At 71.0% G+C, this 19,644-nt stretch carries 14 protein-coding genes and 1 pseudogene; 8 read left to right on the top strand and 7 right to left on the bottom strand.

All coding sequences use genetic code 11. The features are described from left to right. Both CEY15_RS05125 and CEY15_RS05120 read right to left on the bottom strand, forming a co-directional pair. Positions 1-377, bottom strand: a pseudogene (locus tag CEY15_RS05125) (CPBP family intramembrane glutamate endopeptidase); the annotation flags it as partial. A 67-nt stretch (positions 378-444) separates the two neighbouring features. Continuing rightward, the gene (locus CEY15_RS05120) at positions 445-1,548 is read right to left on the bottom strand and encodes an NAD(P)H-binding protein (RefSeq protein WP_095717577.1); all 1,104 of its coding nucleotides are present in this window, start codon (positions 1,546-1,548) and stop codon (positions 445-447) included. A gap of 177 nt (positions 1,549-1,725) precedes the next feature. Here CEY15_RS05120 and CEY15_RS05115 point away from each other — a divergent pair, with 177 nt between their 5' ends. Further along, the gene (locus CEY15_RS05115; RefSeq protein ID WP_095717576.1) at positions 1,726-2,811 is read left to right on the top strand and encodes a DUF695 domain-containing protein; all 1,086 of its coding nucleotides are present in this window, start codon (positions 1,726-1,728) and stop codon (positions 2,809-2,811) included. Here the strand turns inward: CEY15_RS05115 and CEY15_RS05110 are convergent. Next, positions 2,765-4,405: a type VII secretion protein EccE gene (locus tag CEY15_RS05110; protein ID WP_095717575.1), complete on the bottom strand. Its 1,641-nt coding sequence runs from the start codon at positions 4,403-4,405 to the stop codon at positions 2,765-2,767. The genes CEY15_RS05115 and CEY15_RS05110 overlap by 47 nt on opposite strands. A 133-nt stretch (positions 4,406-4,538) precedes the next feature. Here CEY15_RS05110 and eccB point away from each other — a divergent pair, with 133 nt between their 5' ends. Further along, positions 4,539-5,990 carry a type VII secretion protein EccB gene (gene eccB / locus CEY15_RS05105; RefSeq protein ID WP_095717574.1) on the top strand — a complete coding sequence of 484 codons (1,452 nt, stop codon included), beginning with the start codon at positions 4,539-4,541 and terminating at the stop codon, positions 5,988-5,990. Positions 5,991-6,052: 62 nt separating this feature from the next. Here eccB and mycP read toward each other — a convergent pair whose 3' ends face one another. Both mycP and eccD read right to left on the bottom strand, forming a co-directional pair. Then, complete coding sequence (gene mycP / locus CEY15_RS05100) at positions 6,053-7,441, bottom strand: type VII secretion-associated serine protease mycosin (RefSeq protein WP_095717573.1); 1,389 nt, start codon at positions 7,439-7,441, stop codon at positions 6,053-6,055. Then, entirely contained in the window at positions 7,438-8,976 is a 1,539-nt protein-coding gene (gene eccD, locus CEY15_RS05095) for a type VII secretion integral membrane protein EccD (RefSeq protein WP_095717572.1), read from the bottom strand. The genes mycP and eccD overlap by 4 nt, the downstream gene beginning before the upstream one ends. 261 nt (positions 8,977-9,237) lie before the next feature. Between eccD and eccCa the strand changes: the two genes are divergently transcribed. From eccCa to CEY15_RS05075, 4 genes are all read left to right on the top strand, one after another. Next, positions 9,238-13,257 carry a type VII secretion protein EccCa gene (eccCa, locus tag CEY15_RS05090; RefSeq protein WP_095717571.1) on the top strand — a complete coding sequence of 1,340 codons (4,020 nt, stop codon included), beginning with the start codon at positions 9,238-9,240 and terminating at the stop codon, positions 13,255-13,257. Then, a complete protein-coding gene (locus CEY15_RS05085; RefSeq protein ID WP_095717570.1) occupies positions 13,254-14,072 on the top strand; it encodes a hypothetical protein in 819 nt (272 codons plus the stop codon). The genes eccCa and CEY15_RS05085 overlap by 4 nt, the downstream gene beginning before the upstream one ends. A 105-nt stretch (positions 14,073-14,177) precedes the next feature. After that, positions 14,178-14,498, top strand: a complete 321-nt coding sequence (locus CEY15_RS05080) for a WXG100 family type VII secretion target (protein WP_017838234.1) — start codon at positions 14,178-14,180, stop codon at positions 14,496-14,498. A 29-nt stretch (positions 14,499-14,527) separates the two neighbouring features. After that, positions 14,528-14,821 carry a WXG100 family type VII secretion target gene (locus CEY15_RS05075; protein ID WP_095717569.1) on the top strand — a complete coding sequence of 98 codons (294 nt, stop codon included), beginning with the start codon at positions 14,528-14,530 and terminating at the stop codon, positions 14,819-14,821. Between the two features lie 345 nt (positions 14,822-15,166). On the opposite strand, the gene CEY15_RS05070 is transcribed toward CEY15_RS05075, so the two are convergent. Beyond that, complete coding sequence (locus tag CEY15_RS05070) at positions 15,167-15,958, bottom strand: hypothetical protein (protein ID WP_095717568.1); 792 nt, start codon at positions 15,956-15,958, stop codon at positions 15,167-15,169. 211 nt (positions 15,959-16,169) lie between these two features. Here CEY15_RS05070 and CEY15_RS05065 point away from each other — a divergent pair, with 211 nt between their 5' ends. Both CEY15_RS05065 and CEY15_RS05060 read left to right on the top strand, forming a co-directional pair. Further along, a complete protein-coding gene (locus CEY15_RS05065) occupies positions 16,170-17,528 on the top strand; it encodes an NAD-dependent succinate-semialdehyde dehydrogenase (protein WP_095717567.1) in 1,359 nt (452 codons plus the stop codon). A gap of 164 nt (positions 17,529-17,692) precedes the next feature. Beyond that, a complete protein-coding gene (locus tag CEY15_RS05060; RefSeq protein ID WP_095717566.1) occupies positions 17,693-18,580 on the top strand; it encodes a sulfurtransferase in 888 nt (295 codons plus the stop codon). A gap of 54 nt (positions 18,581-18,634) precedes the next feature. Here CEY15_RS05060 and CEY15_RS05055 read toward each other — a convergent pair whose 3' ends face one another. Next, entirely contained in the window at positions 18,635-19,456 is an 822-nt protein-coding gene (locus CEY15_RS05055) for an HpcH/HpaI aldolase/citrate lyase family protein (RefSeq protein ID WP_017838239.1), read from the bottom strand. Positions 19,457-19,644 lie beyond the last annotated feature (188 nt).

The following is a 19,644-nucleotide window of genomic DNA, read 5'->3' as shown; positions in this document are numbered from 1 at the left end:
ACGGGTTCGCGGAGCGGTTCGATCTGCGCCACCACCACCGCCCCCACACAGAACACGAGCGCCAGGGCCGTGGCGGCGAGGACCGAGGACAGGATCGGCCGGCCCGGGCGATACGGCTCGCATCCCACCCGGATCGGGCCGGAGGCGAAGGCCCCCACCAGCCACACCGCCGCGAGCAGGGCCGTGGCGGGATAGAACATCGTGTCGCCGGGCGGGATCCGCAGCGCCCAGGCGCTGACCGCGGTCCCCACGACCAGGGTGATGACGACGACGACGAGGCGACGCCGCGTGGGCGGCACCGGCGCGGTCTCCATCTCGCCGGTACGGAACGCGTGCCGATAGCGGCCGAGCAGGGTGGTGGGCGCGGGCTCAGGCATGGGGTCGATTCTGCCCGCGGTCATGCTCGCCCGTGTCCGTCGCCTGCGGTGCCCATGGCGCCGGTCTCTACTTCCCCGCGCGGGCGTGCCACACGGCGGGCGGGCGCACCCCCGCCCAGTCGGCGTCGCTGGGCAGCAGCCGGGCCGGGTCGCCGAGCGGGTCGGCCGCGGGCCACAGCGCGGGTCGGGCGGGGCCGTGGGGCACGCGCAGGGCCTCGCGCAGGGCCTGCCGGTAACTCGTCCGCCCTCCGGGCGGGGCGCCGAGCACCTCGTCGGCGTCGTCGTTGAGGACGATCGCCTCGCAGCGCAGCGATTCCACCAGCGGCCGAGCCAGGCCGGTCTCCAGCGGGGTGACCAGTCCCATCCACAGCGAGGACAGCTTGGGGGTCAGCACGGGGACGGGGACCATGAGCCGGCGGTGCAGTCCGGCCTCCTCGGCGTAGATCTGCATCATCTGCCCGTAGGTCAGCACGTCCGGAGCGCCCACGTCGATCACGCGGCCGTCGGCGAGCTCGCCCTCGAGGGGAACCGTGGTGGCGGCGGCGAGGTAGTGGACCACGTCCCGCACGGCGATCGGCTGGATCCGGTTGCTCACCCATTTCGGGGTGACCATGCCGGGGAGCCGGGTGGTGAGGTGGCGGATCATCTCGAAGGACGCGGAGCCCGAGCCGATCACGACCCCGGCCTGGATCACCAGCGCGGGCACGGACGAGGCCAGCATGATCCGCCCCACCTCCACGCGTGAGCGCAGGTGCGTCGACAGATCGGTCTCGCCCTCCGGGTGCAGCCCGGACAGGTGCACGATGCGCCCCACCCCGGCGGCCTCGACGGCGCGGACGAAGACCTCGGTGGTCTCGCGTTCTTCCCGCTCGAAGTCCGCGGTGTGACCCATCGAGTGGACGAGGTGGCAGGCCACGTCGACGCCGGCGAGCGCCTCGGTCAACGCGGCCTCGTCCCCCAGTCCGCCCTCGTGGATGGTCACCTGGTCCCGCCAGGGCACGTCGTCGAGCCGGGCGGGGGTGCGCGCCAGGACCGAGACCCGGGCGCCGTCCGCGAGCAAACGGGGGACGAGGCGGGAGCCGATGTACCCGGTCGCGCCGATGACGAGGACGCGCGGGCCGGACCGGGCGTCGGGGGCCTGGGCGTCGGGGGATCCGTGGGGCGTGGACATACCCCAGACTCTTCCAGTGTGGGCGCGCTCGCGCACCCGTTGTGCGTTCGGCGAGCCGACCCGCATGCTCGACCCGAAACCGAGTCCGGGTGTGCCGCTTCCGGGCACGAGAGGCGCGATATCCGGATACTGGATTCAGACGAGGCGGACGGACCGTGACGGACGGAGGGAGAACGGATGGCGATCGGCGCGGCACGACCCCGACAACTCTCCAGGTCGATGGACCTGTCCGGCGTCCGCATCGAGACCGCCAGGCTGCGCTCGGAGCGGGCCGTGGCCACCTTCTGGCGGTGGTGGTCGGAGGGCGGGTGTCGCCGCACCACCGCCGCGATCGAGTCGGGACACGCCCGCCGGGTGGTCCCGGAGATCACCTCGCTCATCGAGGCGATCGACCCCGGGCTGTCGTGGGAGTTCGTCCCCGCGTCCGAGGGCGGCCCGCATCGCCTGACCGTCACCGCGGCCGGGGTACCCGAGCTCCGCGGGGTGGCGCGCCGCTGGCTCGCCCAGGCTCCGCCCGACGATTCCGCGTGGGCGTACGCCGATCTGCGCGACCCGGTCTCCGGGTGCGCCATGCACTTCCGCGACCGGAGGCTGGGCTTCGACGAGGCGGAGGTGGTGGTGGACGTGGGGCTTTCCCGGGCCGATGTGACCGTGCACCATCCCGGGTTCGCCGGACTGGTGGGGTCCGATCCCTCGATCGCCGCCTACCTGTTGCTCGACGCGATGTGCGGCGAGGCCGCGGTGGAGACGTGGGTCGGCACGATCCGGTCCAACGCCACGGCCCCGGGGGACGACGCGGTGTCGCTGTACGCGCTGCCCGGGATCCTGCGGGAGATCGAGCAGGAGAACACCGACGAGGCGGGGGAGCCGGCCTGGCAGATCCTGCACGGCGACACCTCCGCGGGCCCGATGGTCGCCGTGGTGCGCGTGCCCCTGGTGTCGCTCTCCGCCCCCGAGTTCGACCGGCACGTCGCCGTCCACGTGCCCTATACGGATGTCGAGGACTGCGGCCTGCCGGGGTCGGCCTCCCTGCCCGGGCTGCGCGACCTCGAGGATCACCTGGTCGACCGGCTGGAGGGCACGGGGGAGTGCGTGGGCGCCGAGAGCTGCAACGGCCGCCGGCTCCTGCACTTCTACGTGGATTCCACCACCCCCGCGCACGAGCAGCTGCGCGTGGCGTGCTCCGGCTGGGACCAGGGCGAGGTGACCCTGACTGTCACCGACGATCCGGGCTGGCGGAAGGTTCAGCACCTGCGCGTGTGAGGTCGGCCGAACTCGGACCTGGGCCCGGGAGCGGACCCACGAACGCGTCTTCGCCCGGGCCGGTCACCACGGACACCCGCCGGGTGGGCCCGGAACGGGGTTCCACGGAGATCCATCCCGGTATCCGGCCGTCGAGCACCAGATCGGGCGGGTTCGACGTCGTCTCCTCGCCGGTCGAGGACAGGTCCCAGTCGGCGTCCACCCGGATCACGGTCGGCGGCGTCACATCAGGACCACCGGGCCCGGCGAGCGCGTCGATCCGCCCCTCGCTGAGGGCGCCGTCGACGTCCCAGAACACCGCGTCCACCGGTGCGCCCACATCGGAGGCGCCGGAGACGACGATCCGATACCTGGTCTCGTCGGCGATCGCCGACAGGGGTCGCCATCGGTCCGGGACGTCGGTGACCACCGCGATCCGGTATCCCGCTGCCACCGCGCGGAAGGCCACTTGGCGGCAGACGGCGGAGCCGGCCGCGAGGAGAACCGAGCGGAGGTGAGGTCCGGCCAGCTGGACAGCGGCCGCGTTGCCCGCCCGTGTCGCGCCGAGAATCTGACCGCAGCCGTGGGCGGGTGGAGCGAGACCGTCGAGGTGGTCCAGTCGCCGCCGGACGAGAGATTCGGCGACCACCTCGGGGAGGTCTTCACCCGGGACGGGAAGCACGCGCGGGGTCGGCAGGGCATGGCATGAGTCCGCGCACGGGGGGAGCGAGTCCGGGGTGAGTCCTGCGAGCCCCACGGTCGATACCGCGTCGACCACATCGTGGCGTCCCGGAACGCGTCGGAGGCGGAGCACCTCGGTGATCGCCGACGCTCGCACCGAGGTGAGCGCGTCCACGACCTCACGCGGGTCGGCGCCGGGGCGGACGACGAATCCCATCCCGTCCGTGGGTTCGACCTCGGCCTCGAGGAACCGCTCGGCGAGCTCGGTGGCGTCGAGCACCCGGCACGGAACCCCGTGGTGGACCAGGGATCGGCGTAGGCGCTCGGTGGCCACCGTGATGATCCTCGGAAGCGCGCCCTGACCTGCCCCTTCCGGGCAGGTCAAGGCCAACTCGGACAAGTCGAACCTGAGGAGCAGGTGGACGCGACGGTGTGAGATCAGCGCCAGCGGACCGACGAGTGAGCCGTACACCTCGCCGTCGGGGCCCGATGCGACTCGCCGACCGTGGACCACGACGTCGATCCCCTCGAGCGACACCCCACCCTGATCCAACTGTCGTGCCACAGCGCTCAACGGGAGCCGCACTCCCCGGAAGTCGGCGGGGTCATCGCGGCCGACCTCGGTGGTCAGGAGCGCACCGGCGGAGATCTCGACCCCTGTCGTCACCACCCGGTGACCCTCCACGCAGCCGACCAGTGAGAAGTCGGGGGAGACGAGGTCCACCACGTCCACGGGGAGACGGCGCGAGCGAGGGTCGCGTCCCGAGAGCACCCGACCCCGACGACGGGCCGTTACCGCGCCGGCGACCAGAGAGGCGACGCCGAACTGTGCCCAGGGTTGCCAGTGCGGAGGGCAGATCACCGCGAGCGCGGCCGAGGCGACCAGGACGACCACGACGACCACGACCGCGGGGAACGCGCGAAGGGCGGTCATCGGTCCTCCTCCAGGCCTGGTCGCGGGCATGAAAGGCCGCCCGGGAAGCCCGGCCACCAGGCCGGGACCGTGGCGTACCCTACCCCCGTAACCCGCCGCCGCGGGGCGTCACAATCGTGGAAGGGACCGGTCCGTGCCGCTGAAGCCGACGACCAAGGCCCAGGTCGACGGACACCGATTCCTGTCTCGCCGGGCCCGGCTCGCGGTGGTCGTCCGGGACGTCCGGATGCTTCACGACCCGCTCCGGCGCCAGTCGGCAGGGTTCGCGGTCGGAGTGGCCGCCGCCGTTCTCGGGTGTGTCGGGGCCGCGGTCCTGGCTCTGCTCGACCCGATGCCCGACGTGGAACGCGCCGTGATCATGGTGGGTCGGGAGTCCGGCCAGATGTATGTCCGCGCCGGCGATACGGTCCACCCGGTGTTCAACCTCGCCTCGGCCCGACTGGTGACCGGCCAGCCCGCGGAACCGATGACGGTGCGGGACTCGGATATCGCCGGGACCCGGCGGGGTGGACTGTTGGGCATCCCCGGGGCGCCGTCCGCGTTGCCGGCGCCCCGCGATGCGGCCGGCGTGGCGGCGGTGTCGTGGACGGTGTGCGACGAGGTCGCCGATGCCGACCGAGGTCTCACCCGGATCGTCTCGACCAGTGTGGTGGCCCGCGACGGAGCGGTGGGGCCCGGTCGCGAGACCTCGGTCGACGAGATCGTGCTGGCGGACCAGGACGGCAGGGGGTGGTTGCTGAGGAACGGCACCCGGTCGAGGATCGATCTGGCGGACGGTGATCTCCTGTCGATCCTCGGGCTGGAGGGGATCGCTCCGCGGCCGGTCACGGCCGCGTTGATCGACCCGCTGCCGGAAGTCGATCCGGTGGTGCGACCGGAGATCGAGATGGCGGGCAGGCCCGTGGACTACGGTCTGGACTCCCTGCGGATCGGGCAGGTGTTCACCGTGGACACGGCCTCGGGCAGGGCGACGTACGTGGCGTTGGCGGACGGTGTCCAGGAGGTCGGTCCGGTGGTGGCCGATGTCATCCGTTCCACCTCGACCGTGGGATCGGTCGAGACCGTCCAGCCCGACCGGATGGGCGTCCCGCGATCGGTCGCGCTGGACGTCGACGCCTTTCCGTCGGATCGTCCGACGGTGCTCGCGACACGCGACTCCCCGGTGTTGTGCGTGCGGGACTCCGGCAGGGAAGGGACCGCGACCCGCCGGATGACCGTCGTCGCCGGCGCCCCGGCCCCCTCGGAGTCGGAGGCCCGGATGGTGGCCGGGGCGGACGGTGGTGGACCGGCTGTCGACGTCGTCGGTATCCCGGGCGGAGGGATGCTGGTGACGGCGGTCGGGCGTGGCACGTCCACTCGTGGCACGGTGACGACGATCGTGACCGACGCGGGGGTACGGTTCGATGTCCCCGATCAGGAGACCGCTGCGGTACTCGGGGTGGCTGGCGCCCCGGTTCCGGTGGACGGGGCGATCATCGACAGGCTCCCCGCCGGCCCGAGGCTGGACCGCCGATCCGCTCTGGTCAGTCGGGACGGACACGACCTCCACACCGTCGCGGACGAGGCCTCGGGCCCGGTGGGGTGATCGCGCACAGCGTGCGACGGCGGACGTGATCCGGTCGGGGGCGTCCGTTCGGGGCAGGCCTCTCAGTGCCCGGGTCGGTTGTCGTGGTCACGGAGGCCTCGGGGCCGGACCAGAGCCGCCACGACCAGGATGACACCCCCGACGGTGAGCGACCCGGCCGCGACGATCGCACCCGGGCCCGCGCCGACCGGACCAGGGTCCGGGGATGGTGCGGCGATGGTCGTCGACGCGGGCACCGGGCGACCGGACCGACGGACCCCGGTGACCGCCGCCACCGGGTCCACCACCCCGTGGCCCACCGCGAAATCGCGGCCGCCGGCCGCGGGGATGGCAGTGCTCTTGATGCGCGCGATCACCTGTCGAGCGGTGAGACCCGGATAGGCCTGCCGGACGAGCGCGGCGGTGCCGGCCACGAACGGAGCGGCGAAACTCGTCCCACTGATGGCGGTACGGGTTCCGTCCCCGTCCACGACGAGGTCCGACACCCCCGCTCCGTCCGCACCGACCGAGCGTAGGTTCACCGCAGGGGCCGCGACATCGACCCACGGGCCCCGGAGCGAGAAGTCCGCGGCCGCCCCGTCCGGTCCCACGCCGCCCACGGCCAGCACGTGATCGTCGTACCAGGCGGGTACCGCCACCGTGAGCACGTCGTCCCACCCGTCATCTCCGGCTCGCGCGGGGTCCGGGGATTCGGGGTTCTGGTCTCCGCAGGTCTGGCCGACGTTTCCCGCAGCCGCCACCAGGACGACGTCGTGGTCGACGGCGGCATAGCGAATCGCTCCGCCGAGCGTCTCGTCCGCCAGTGGGGTGCCGGCGGGAACACAGGCGACCTCGGAGATGTTGATCACGCCCGCGCCCGCGTCGACGGCCGCGCGGATCGCCCTGGCGAGGGAGGTCAGCGTGCCGACACCCGACCCGGCCACGGAGTCGTCGGATGGGCGTCCCGAGGTCGTCAGGACGCTGCTCGACTGCCGGATGGAGACGATCTCGACGCCCGGCGCGACACCGGAGTGCCCCGAGTCGTCTTCGGTCGCGGCCAGCACTCCGGCGACGAGTGTGCCGTGCGCATCGCAGTCCTCGGTGCCGTCCCTACCGGGCACGAGGTCACCTGCGCCACGAACGCGCGGCAACCGGGGGCCGGGGTTGACCCCGGTATCGATGACGGCGACCACCTGCCCCTCACCCTTTCCGTGGATCCAGGCTGCACTGAGGTCACCGGATGTCGCGGAGGGGGGAGGGGCGGACGGGTCGAGGACTGCAGCGGTCGTGCGGCAGGGGCCGCTGAGCCTCAACCCACCGGGTTCCGCGGCGACGTGATCGATAGGGCCGACCTCCGGTAGGGGGCCGTCGATGGAGGGTCGCTCGAGAGCGATCGCCGACGGACTGCCCGCACCGAGCGCGGTCAGCATCGCCACCGTGGTGGCGAGGGAGAGCGACCCGACCGGTCTCATCGCTGACGGACGGTCGAGAAGACGTCCATGGCCCCTACCGCGAGCGGGACCATCACACAGATCACGATCACCTCGATCGTCCCGACCGCACGCAGCGCGGCGGGGGAGAGTTCCACCTGCGGCAGCGCCGCCACCGTGATGGCGACAGCAGCGGCGAGCGCGGCGGCGACGGGGACGACGACCGTGATCGGCGAGGTGTGGGTGAACGCCGCCCCGATCAGTACACCGCCCGCCAGGGCCAGAGCCGACCCCAGTAGCACCGAGGTGTGGACCCGATCGGAGTAACCGAGCCCGCGGAGTATCAGCATCACGATCACCACCAGCGCCAGAGGAGCGGACCATCCCGGGGATGCACCGGTGCCGGTCAACGCGATGAGCGCGCCGGCCGTACATGCGGTGCCCCCTGCGGACAGCAGGCCGGTGAGCCACGAGCGCGAGGTGAGGAAGCGGTGCCTGAGCGTCGCCGGTGTCGGGAGTGGTCCGTGCCTCCGCAGGTCGTCGGGATGCCCCGCATCCACGTCGCGACCGACATGGCCGAGATCGCCTACCTCGATATCCTCCCCGGGAGCCGGGACCGGTGGGATCGGGATGCGGGCCGCCGCGACCGAGACGCCGGGCGCGGCGGTCAGGATGAGCAGGCCCACGAGAACCACACCGGCTCCGACGGCGTGCACCGGCACGGTCGTGTACGCGGCGACCATCGCGGAGATCGCACCCACGGACGTCAGCAGCGCCAGGGCCAGGTATCCCGCCGCGAGACCGTACGACCGACCGGGGGCCGGGCGGAAGATGGTGCACCGCAGCACACCGGCGACCACGGCGCCCGCGGTCAGGCCACCCACCACACTCCCCGCTCCGACGGGGGCCGCGCCGATGGTGCCGGCCGCGATCACCGTGAACCCGATGGTCGCCGCCGCTGCCACGGCGTGAGCCGACCCGGGTACGTCGAACCGACGCAGGGCGAGGACCGTCGCGAGGCCGACCGCGGCGAGCAGGGCCGCGACCAGCGGGGTCAGGACTCCGCCGGTGTGCCACCACTGCGTGACGAGCGCGGTGGCAGCGGCCAGCGCGGCCACCGCGACCGTCGAGGTGGCCGTGGCGACGGCGTCGCGGCGGCCCCAGTTACGGGAGCGTGCGACGTCGGGATCGGTCAGACCCTGGAGCACGTCGTCGAACAGTGGCGCCGGCGTGGGGACGGGCCGGTGGTCGAGCACGAGGATCTCCCCGTCGTGCACGCGCTGTTGGGCGAGGGTTTCGGAAATGGCCAGCGGCCCGCCCGCCAGCCTGGAGAGCTGCCATGACCCGTTCGCGCAGCCGCCCATCTCAGAGTCCACGTCCACGTGCGAGGCAGGCCCCGCGGCCGCCCTTATCCGATCTCGGACGAGGTCGACGATCTCAGGGATCACGGCCACGAGTTCCAGGTGGGCCGGCAGGCTCAGATCGACACGCGTGGTGCGGCACACGATCGACACCCGACGTTGGTCCAGCGGTTCGACGCCGGACGCGACCGCCCGGAGCTCGTTCTGTCCCGTCACCCCAGAACCCTCCACTCGTCCGACTCACCGGCGCTGTCCTCCCGGTGGGTTGAGGCCCCCGTCGCGAGGTGAACTGCCCTAACATCGCGGTTCGACACGGCGACCATTGTTGATGGCGGGGCGCACTCGTGGGGGGTCCTCCTCCGGTGCCGGGTGGGGGCCGGGCGGTCTGGAACCGCTCGCCCGAGAACTGGGCGGCGGGCATCAGTCGGGGCGTCAGCCGGGGCATGAGTCGGGGCATCAGTAGGGAGGAGGACGCGGATGGGCGACGTGGTCTTCACTCGCGGCGAGCGAGTCGAGCCGCCGGCGGTCCCGACCGGTGAGCTCGAGTTGCAGGCTCCTCCCGGGTTGCCCCGGCCCACTCCCAGGCCACTCATCCAGATCGTGCTCCCGATCATCCTGGTCGTCGCCGTGGCCGGCATGGTCGTCGTGATGATGCGATCCGGGATGATGCGCAATCCGATGTTCATGCTCTTCCCGGTGATGATGGCGGTGTCCGCCGTCGGCATGCTCGCCGGAACCCTGTCCGGCGGCAACAAGACCGGCGAGACGGACGAACTGCGCAAGGACTACCTGCGCTATCTCGGGCAGACCCGGGAGAAGGTCCGCGGGATCGCGACCGCGCAACGGCAGGCCGCGCTGTGGAGTCACCCGGACCCGGCAGAACTGCCCGCGCTGGTGGGGACCCCACGGATGTGGGAGCGGGAGGAGGGCGATGCCGACTACCTCACCGCACGACTGGGTCCCGGACGGCAGTCGCTGGCGACGAGACTGTCCGCGCCCGACACCGGTCCGGTGGACGACCTCGAACCGGTCTCGGTCGTGAGTATGAGGCGTTTCGTCAGGGTCCACTCGGTGGTGGACGGCTTGCCGGTGGCGTTGGAGTTGCGGGCGTTCCCCGTCGTCTCCCTGGACGGCGATGTCGACGTGGTGCGCGCCGCCGTCCGGGCCGCGCTCGCGGGCCTCGCCGTGACCCACGGGCCCGAGCACGTCCGAATCGCGGTCGCCGCGAGCGAGGGACAGGCACGTCGGGCATGGGAGTGGCTCAAATGGCTACCCCACCACGAGCATCCGACGTACACGGACGGCGGCGGACGGGTACGACTGACCGAGTTCTCCCTCGCCGGGGTCGAGTCGATGCTCGCCGAGGAGATCGCGGCCCGTCCGGCCTTCGGGGCGGGCGCGACGCATCGGCCGGGAGAACCTCACCTCGTGGTCGTGGTGGACGGTGTGGGTGTCACCGGCGCGGAACGTCTGGTCGCGGAGGACGGCCTGGATGGCGTCACCGTCCTGGAGGTCTCCGGTAGTCGCGCCGGCCAGTTACGCGACCTCGCGACGAGGCTCGGGCTGTGTGTCCGGGTCCACGATGACGGCGACGTCTCGGTACGGACCGAGTCCGGGGAGGAGCAGATCGCGCGAGCGGATCCCATGAGCCTTCCGGAAGCGGAGCGACTCGCCATGGCGCTCGCGCGATACCGGCCCGCGGATACCGTGACCAACGCGGACGGCTCCACGTCCACGAGGCGCGTCCCGGGGCTGCCGGACCTGTTGGGGATCGGGTCGGCGGCCAGGGTCGACCCGGCGGTGGCGTGGCGCCGGCGAGGCGAACGTGATCGATTGCGCGTGCCGGTGGGTGTGAGCCCGGATGGTGCCCCGGTGGAGTTGGATCTCAAGGAGGCCGCACACGGCGGGATGGGACCGCACGGACTGTGTATCGGCGCGACGGGCTCCGGCAAGTCCGAGTTCCTCCGCACTCTCGTCCTGGGTCTCGTCGCCACCCACGACCCGGACGCGCTCAACCTGGTCCTGGTGGATTTCAAGGGTGGGGCCACGTTTCTCGGACTCGAGTCGTTGTCCCATGTGGCGGCCGTGATCACCAACCTCCAGGCCGAGATCACCATGGTCGACCGGATGCGGGACGCGCTCGAGGGGGAACTGAACAGGCGCCAGGAGGTCCTCCGCGCGGCAGGCAACTACGCGGGGGTCGGCGACTACGAGGCGGCGCGGGCGAGGGGGGCCCAGCTGGACCCGCTGCCCGCGTTGGTGATCGTCGTCGACGAGTTCTCCGAACTCTTGTCCTCCAAGCCGGAGTTCGCGGAACTCTTCCTCACCATCGGGAGGCTCGGGCGCAGTCTGCACATCCACCTCCTCTTGGCATCGCAACGGCTCGAAGAGGGGCGACTGCGGGGTCTCGACAGTCACTTGTCCTACCGGATCGCACTCAAGACGTTCTCCGCGACCGAGTCCCGCACGGTCCTCGGCGTGACCGATGCGTATCACCTGCCCGCCACGCCGGGCGCCGGCTTCCTGAAGGTCGATTCCGGTGAACCGGTGCGCTTCGACGCCGCCTACGTCTCGGGCCCTTACCAGGAGGATCGTCGGCGGGAGGGGGTGTCCGTCGCGGCACCGGTCGCCCGTGCCACGGTGCGGCCTTTCACGTCCTGGTTCATGCCGGTGGCCGCTCCCGCCCCTCCGGCCATCGACTCCGTCTCCGATCGACGGGACCCGGCTGAGCACGACGGTCGGGACGATCTGGAGGAGGGCTCGAGTCTGCTGGACGTTCTCGTCGGCCGACTCTCCGGCCACGGGCGACCCGCGCACGAGGTCTGGCTCCCGCCGCTGGGTGCCGGAGCGGCCCTCGACTCGGCGGTGGGCAGAGAACCGACGGTCCCGGGCGACACCGACCCTCCGAGTTGGAGCTTTCCGCTCGCGGAGGTCGACCTGCCCTTCGAGCAGCGTCGAGCCATCTGGTCGGTGGATCTCTCCGGGGCGGACGGCAACGTGGCGGTGGTGGGCGGGACGAGGTCGGGCAAGTCGACGGCCTTGTGCACCCTGGTCCTGGCCGCCGCGGCGACGACCGGGCCCGACAAGCTCTCGGTCTACGTCGTGGATCTCGGTGGCGGGGCCCTCCAGTCGATCTCCCCGCTCCCTCATGTGGGCGGAGTCGCCCGGCGCGGGGAGGACGAGAAGGTTCGCCGGACGATCGCCGAGGTCGACGCCGAACTCAAGCGGCGAGAAGCGGCGTTCCGTGAGCAGGGCCTGACCTCCATCGATCACGCCCGCCGCAGACGTATCCAGCGTGATGGCCGATCGGTCGCCGAGTACCCCGACATCATGTTGGTGATCGATGGCTGGCAGGCGTTCAGGACGGAGGTCGAGGATCTCGAGCAGGTGGTCCTGGGGCTCGCGGCGGACGGTCTCTCCTACGGAGTCCATGTGGTCCTGTCGGCAGCCCGGTGGGCCGATCTCCGGCCGGCGCTGCGGGACGCGCTCGGCACGCGGGTCGAACTCCGGTTGGGCGATCCCACGGATTCGATGATCGACCGCCGCGCGGCGGTGACCGTACCCGCCTCACCCGGACGGGGTCTGACCCGGGACCGACACCACATGCTCATCTTCCAACCCAGACTCGACGGGCTCGTCGACCCGGAGGGCATCGCCGACGCCACCATCTCGGCCTCCCGGCATCTGGCGCAGCGGTGGCGAGAACTCGCGGGCCCCGTCGCCGCGGCGCCGGTCAGGATGCTTCCGGAGACCCTGCCGTACGGCCAGCTCGCGAGTCTGGCACGGCCTGGACCGGACGGTACCCGTTCACGCGTGCCGCTCGGGGTGGACGAATCCGACCTCAAGGTCGTCTACGCCGATCTCGACGCCGATCCGCTGATGATGGTGCTGGGCGATTCGGAGTGCGGCAAGACCTCCGTCCTGCGGGCCGTCACCCGGGGACTGGTCTCCGGCAACACCGCGCAGTCGGCGAAGATCATCGTGGTGGACTATCGCCGCACCATGCTGGGCGAGGTCGAGGGGGACCACCTCGCCGGGTACGCCGCCACCGAGACCGCGCTGACGCCGATGGTCGAGCACCTCGTGGAGATTCTCGAGCAGCGGATGCCCGGCGCGGAGGTCACTCCGGAGGAGCTCCGGTCGCGATCGTGGTGGGATGGTCCTCGAATCCACCTCGTCGTCGACGACCTCGATCTGGTCGTTACGGGTGCGGGAAACCCGCTGACCCCACTGGCCCGCTTCCTCCCGCACGCCCGCGACATCGGCTTCTGCGTCTTTCTCGCGCGGCGGTGTGCGGGATCCTCTCGAGCCCTGTACGACCCCTTCGTCGGAAGGATCCGGGATCTGGGCGGCGCTGGCCTCATCATGTCCGGGAGCCGGGAGGAGGGGCCCCTTCTCGGAGGGGTTCGTCCCACGCCCATGCCGGCAGGTCGTGGCAGGCTCGTCACCCGAAACGGTGGTGTCCGTCTGGTGCAGACCGCGCTGGCGGAGCCGTGACCCGCCGGGGCGTGACCCTCGCGGTCGACCTCTCGTGTTCCGGACTCGCGGTGGCGTCGGCGTCGGCGTCGACCGTCCTGTCCCCGTCGGTCACGCCGACCTCGGTGCTCGCCGGTGTCTACGGGACAGCGTTGCCCCCGGGTGGCGATCGGATCGAGTGTTCCGACCGTGTCGACTCCCTCGCTCTCCGCCACCCGGACCGGTGTCTGCTCGATCCGGTGGCGAGAACCCACCGGGATCGCACCGAGGTGGCGGGGCTCTCCGTTCCCGTGGACGAAGTTCTGGCAGCGCCCGTCTCCAGGGCCCTCCGGTGGGGCGGGGCGGGGGACGGCGACGGCGTGGTGCTCCTCGTTCCCAGTGAGTGGGGCAACACCCGATCCGCTCGACTGGTCGCCGCGGCGGAGGGACTGGGTCTCTCTCCGCGGATCGTCCGCTCCGCGCTGGTGACCGCCGAGGCGTTGCCCTCCTCGTCAGCCCGCTGGGCCGTGTGCGTGGAGGCATCCGAGGCCCGGACCACGGTGAGCCTCGTGGAACGGACACGCGGGGAACTGACCCTTATCGACCGGGCCGTCGTTCACCGCTGGGACCCGCGCCGGGATTCGATGCGCGACGACGAGGTGTCCCGTGTGATCGATGCGGTGACCACCCTCCGACGAGCGAGGCGTGAGGCGGGCACCGGGTCAACCGAGGTTCTGGCTCGTGGACGCAACTGCGAGCGAGTCGTGGACGCCTGCGATCAGGCCAGATTGCTTTCCTTCGTCGTGCCGGAGACCGCTCCGGTCGAGGCGGCGCTGCGACTCCACGAGGATGCCTGAGTCTGCTCGGACCGGCGATGAGGATGGAACCGATCGCGGACGTAGCGGCGTCGAACACTGTGACGGACCCACGAGGGGGCCGCAGGACGACAAGGGGAGGACGAGATGGCCGGTTTCAACACCCACATCGGGACCATGGACACCGCGGCCAGGCGGGTCGACGAGGTCAACATGGAGATCGATCGACTACTCGGGAACGTCCGGGACTCGGTGTCGCAGCTCGGGGGATCTGTGTGGCGGGGCGCCGCGCAGGCGCGGTTCGCGACCATCATGACGGAGTGGCAGCAGCAGAGCGCCAAGCTCAACTCCGCCCTGGCGGGGATCTCGGAGACCATGCGGGTCAACAGCACCTCGTTCGACGCCGCTGATCAGGACTCCGCGCAGGCCATCAGCAGAGTCGGCGCCTCCGGCCCTCTGAACATCTGACCACTCATTCTCGAATCGGGAGAAGACTCATGACCTCAGGACAGATCACCTATAACCACGGCCCGATCGAGGCGCTGGTCGGCCAGGTCGGTTCGGCGTCCACCGCGCTGCGGACCACCCTCGACGACCTCAAGGCATACCTCGCGCCGCTCGTCGCCGAATGGGAGGGTGACGCCGCCGTCGCCTACCAGGCACACCAGAACGACTGGGACCATGCCGCTGCCGCGCTCCAGGCGATGCTCGCGGAGATCTCGCGGGCAGCGAGTCAGGGAAACCAGGGAATGGCCGATGCCGATCGCCGCGCAGCCCAGGGATGGGGTTGACCAACGCGGCGGGTACGAGGACCGCAATCTGAGTGACCCAGCCTTTGAGTAACCCAGCCCTGGCGGGCCGCCCTGCGGTTCGTGGACCCCGGCAGCCGAGAATCCGGTGGCCGGGGTCAGTGGCCATTCCAGGGCGGTGACCAGAGGATCAGACGGGGATCATCGACGTCCCACGCCCAGCACACCTTCCCTACACCTGTAGAATTCTGATGGAATCGTGTCACTACGCCCCCTCGACTGTGGATGGGCCCGCGTGGCCTGGCCCTGGGGAGTTGTTCTCGAGGTAGACAGCGAGCATCGAATCCCACTCGTCCTTCGACACTGCGAGGTAGGCCGCTCCGCAGGTCAGGTGCACGCCCTCCAGCGCGGTGTGGGACTCCTGTTGTGGGGCGAGGCCTTCGGCCATCCATCCAAGGCGATCGAACCCGGGGCGCCATCGAGGGGTGTGGCCCCTCTGGTCGGGGAGGCCGAGGAAGTTCTCGTCATATCGGGCCTGCCTGGCGTCCAGATCGCCCAGACGTCTGCGGCCGGATCCACGACGCGGCCACCGTAACGATCCACGTTCGCCATGATCGCGGCCGACATCGTGGACAGCTCGGGCGGCATCTGGCTGCTGCCGAACGGCTGGAACAGCATTGCCTGCCAATCGATCACATCCGTCCTTCCATCGAGCTTGCGATACCCCGACCGGTCGGGGACTTCCGCGTCGAGCCGATCAATGACAGCCTGGGGGACCGAGTCGAAGAAGGTCGCTTCCACGTAGTAGTAGGGAAGCTCGCTTCTGATGAGATCGGCCAGCCTGAGTCCTTCGAGAGCGGTGTCGACGAACGTGGAACCACCGACTGCCGGTAGACCGCAGCAATCGACATGCGCACACCGTGCGAACTCTCGCACCCAGGTCCGAATGCGTTCGCCGAGATCGTGAGTGAGGAACAGCGACTCTGGCGTGGGCCACGCTTCCCACGCGTACGGGTCTTGGCCCACCCAGTTGGCGAACGGGCTGTCGCCCCCGAAGAAGGCGTACTCGAGAGTGGTTTCAGACGATAGTTGGAGCCAGGGTGCGGCTCCCGAGAGAATGGATCCGACGATGAAGTCCGCGTCGGCGGTGTGAACGGCGCTGCCGTAGCTCATGAACATGCCCCACGCGCTAGAGGAGCCGACGGGCGAAGCCGTCGGGCGCGGGGCTACCTTGCCCGAAACCTTACTCGTGTCCGTTGCCGAATCGCTACCCATGCGGCACACCCCTGCACGGGGTTCCCGACCGGATGCAGGCGAGGCAAGCCTGACCTACCGTCGCGAGCAGAGCCGGGCCGTTCACCCGGCGGACGCGAACCACGGGAGGACCCACATGTACGTCACCCACGATCCGTCGACCGGTACGACCGACAGCGAGTACGACCAGACCGACGACGTCGACGGGATCCTGTCCACCGTCACCGAGGGCTTCGCCTCCTGGCGCGCCACCGACGTCGCGGAGCGGGCGAAGGTTCTCCTGGCGATCGCGGACGCGTTCGAGGAGCACACCGAGGAGCTGGCCAAGGCCATCACCACCGAGATGGGCAAGCTCCCCGACCAGGCGCAGGGCGAGGTCAAGCTCGCCGCCTCGATCTACCGCTGGTACGGCGAACACGGCCCCGAGCTGCTGGAGCCCGAGACGCTGGACGTGCCGGGTGCGCGCCTCAACCGTGTGACCCACGAGCCGGTCGGGCCCCTGGTCGGCGTGATGCCGTGGAACTACCCCTACTACCAGGTGGCCCGGTTCGCGGCCCCCAACCTGCTGCTGGGTAACACCATCGTGCTCAAGCACGCGAGCATCTGCGCGCGCTCGTCCGCGGCCATCGAGAAGGTGCAGCGCGCGGCCGGGCTTCCGGAGGGCGCGTACGTCAACGTCTACGCCTCCAGCGACACGGTCGCCGAGATGATCGCCGACCCCAGGATCAAGGGCGTCTCGCTCACCGGCAGCGAGGGCGCCGGCGCCGCCGTGGCCAAGGTGGCGGGGGAGAACCTCACCACCAGCGTCCTGGAACTGGGCGGCTCGGACCCGCTCATCGTCCTGGACACCGACAACCTCGACGAACTGGTCGAGACTGTCGGCAAGGCGCGACTGTCGAACTGCGGGCAGGCCTGCAACTCACCCAAGCGGATGTTCGTGCCCGAAGACATGAAGGACGAGTTCGTGGCCAGGCTCCGCGACCTGTACGAGGGGACGAAGGTCGGCCCCGCGGCTGATGAGGGGACCGCGCTCGGCCCCCTGTCCTCGGAGGGCGCCCGTGACGGGGTCGTGGAGCAGGTCGAGCGCGCTGTCGAGCAGGGTGCGACCCTCGTGACCGGCGGCCGGGCGATCGACCGCCCGGGCGCGTTCATGGAGCCCACCGTCCTCACCGGCATCACCCCGGAGATGGACGCCTACACCGAGGAGATCTTCGGCCCCGTGGCCATGGTCTACGGCTACGACTCCCTCGACGAGGCCGTGCGGGTCGCCAACGACACCCCCTTCGGGCTGTCCGGCTCCGTGTGGGGGACCGACACCGACAAGGCCTCCGAGGTGGCCGACCGGCTCGAGGTGGGCATGGCCTACGTCAACGAGCACGGCACCACCATGGCCGGCCTGCCCTTCGGCGGCGTCAAGCGCTCGGGCTACGGCCGGGAGCTCGGACGCTGGGGCCTCGGCGAGTTCGTCAACATCCGCCTCCAGCGGGTCCACTGACCCCGACGTAGTAACCCAGCGACGCCGTAACCCAGCGACGCCGTAACCCAGCGACGCCGTAACCCAGCGACACATCGCGCCCACTTCGGCCGGGGGCACTCACCGCCCCCGGCCGGAGTGCGTCCGCCTACCCTCGGCGGTCGACCTCTCACGAAAGGAGCGTCATGACCGCCACGACACCGCACCCGCCCCTCACCGTCAGCCCCGAATGGCTGCACCAGCATCTCGACGATGCCGACCTCGTCGTCGTCGACGCCACCGCCCACCTTCGCGTTCCCACCGACGGCCCGGCCGTTCTGACGTCCGGGGCCGAGACCTACCGCCCCGAGCACATCCCGGGCGCCGTGTTCGCCGACCTGCTGGTGGACTTCGCCGACCCGGACGCCCCGCAGCCCTTCACCGCGCCGGACCACGAGCGGTTCGTCGCGGCCGCCGGCGCCCTCGGCATCGGCGACGGCGCGACCGTTGTTGTCTACGACCAGCACGACGGCTTCTGGGCCACCCGCTTCTGGTGGCACCTGCGCTACGAGGGCTTCGAGCACGTGACGGTTCTCGACGGCGGGCTGCCCGCCTGGAAGGCCGCCGGCTACGAGGTGACCGACGTGGTCCCCGAGCCCACCCCGCGCACCTTCACCGGCACGCGCCGCCCCGAGCTGTTCCGCTCGACCCGGGACATCGCCGACGCGCTCGACGACGAGCAGACCGTCCTGGTCAACGTCCTGGACGAGCCCACCTACCGCGGCGAGGTGGACACCTACCCCCGCCGCGGCCACATCCCCGGCAGCATCAACCTGCCGGTCTTCACGCTCCGCGACCCCGAGACCGGGACCCTCCGGCCCACTGAGGAGCTGCGTCGCGAGTTCGAGGCCGTGGGCCTGCTCGACGACGACCGGACCGTCGTGACCTACTGCGGCGGCGGCATCGCGGCGACCGGGGTCGCGCACGCCCTGGCGCTCGTGGGCCGCGACGACATCGCGGTGTACGACGGCTCCATGAACCCGTGGGCCGGCGATCCGGAACTGCCGCTGGTCACCGGCGACTCGCCCCGCTGAGTCGATTCACCGCGGAACTGACTCACCCCTGAGCTGATCTACCCCTGAGGCAGGTCAGCGCACGACGGCGTACGCCTGTGCGAGGTGCGCGATCTTCTGCGCGCGGGCCAGTCGCGGCAGGTCCGCGCCGTCGCGGCACCGCTCGCCCCCGGGGCCCAGCTCGTCGATCACGGACCCGGCCCACGAGACGTCGGCGGCCGAGGGGGACAGGACCTCGTTGATGTACGGGGCCTGGTCCACCCGCAGGCACAGCTTGCCGGTCATGCCCATCTCGACCGCGTGCTCGGCGGCGTCCATGAGGACCTGGGTGTCGTTGGAGATGGTGGGACCGTCGATCGGCGGGGCCACCCGGGCGACCCTGCTGGACACGACGAACTGCGACCGGGTGTAGGCCAGGGCGATCTGCGAGGAGCCGATGCCGGTGTCGCGGCGGTAGTCGCCGATACCGAAGGCCAGGCGCACCACCTGGTCGGTCTTGGCGATCTCCGTGGCGGCGGCCAGACCGTCGGCGGACTCGACCAGCGCGACGATCGGGGTGTCGGGGGCCAACCGGGCGGCGGTGAGCGAGACGTGCTCCGGGTTCTCCGTCTTGGCCAACATCACCCCGTCCAGACCGGGGCAGTGGCCCAGCGCCATGAGGTCCTTCTCCCACTCGGGGGAGCGGACGTCGTTGATGCGGACCCACGCGTGATTGCCGGCCTCGAGCCACTGGCGGACCTCGCGGCGCGCGCGCTCCTTCTCCGACTGACGGCACCCGTCCTCGACGTCCAGGACAACGACGTCCATCTCGGAGTCCGCGGCCGCGTCGAACCGCTCGGACTTGTCTGCCGGCAGGAGCAACCACGAACGGGCGATCGTGGGCGGGATGGTCGACATGGGGCTCATCGGTACCGGTCATCCTTTGCTCGGGGGAACGGATCAACGCGGGACGGGCGGGTCTCGCGGCAACCTCTCCACGATACGCCGGGGGCGATGCGAGGTACCACACGGGAAGAGGTGCATCCAGGGGGCGTGACCCCGGGCCTGATCGGTAAGGATAGGCTGACCTATATTCAGGCGGATGA

Origin of the sequence: Dietzia natronolimnaea, from assembly GCF_002289575.1 — a bacterium.
Lineage (GTDB): Bacteria > Actinomycetota > Actinomycetes > Mycobacteriales > Mycobacteriaceae > Dietzia > Dietzia natronolimnaea_A.
Note: the sequence above shows the minus strand (reverse complement) of the source record. Positions and strands in the feature narration are given on the sequence as shown.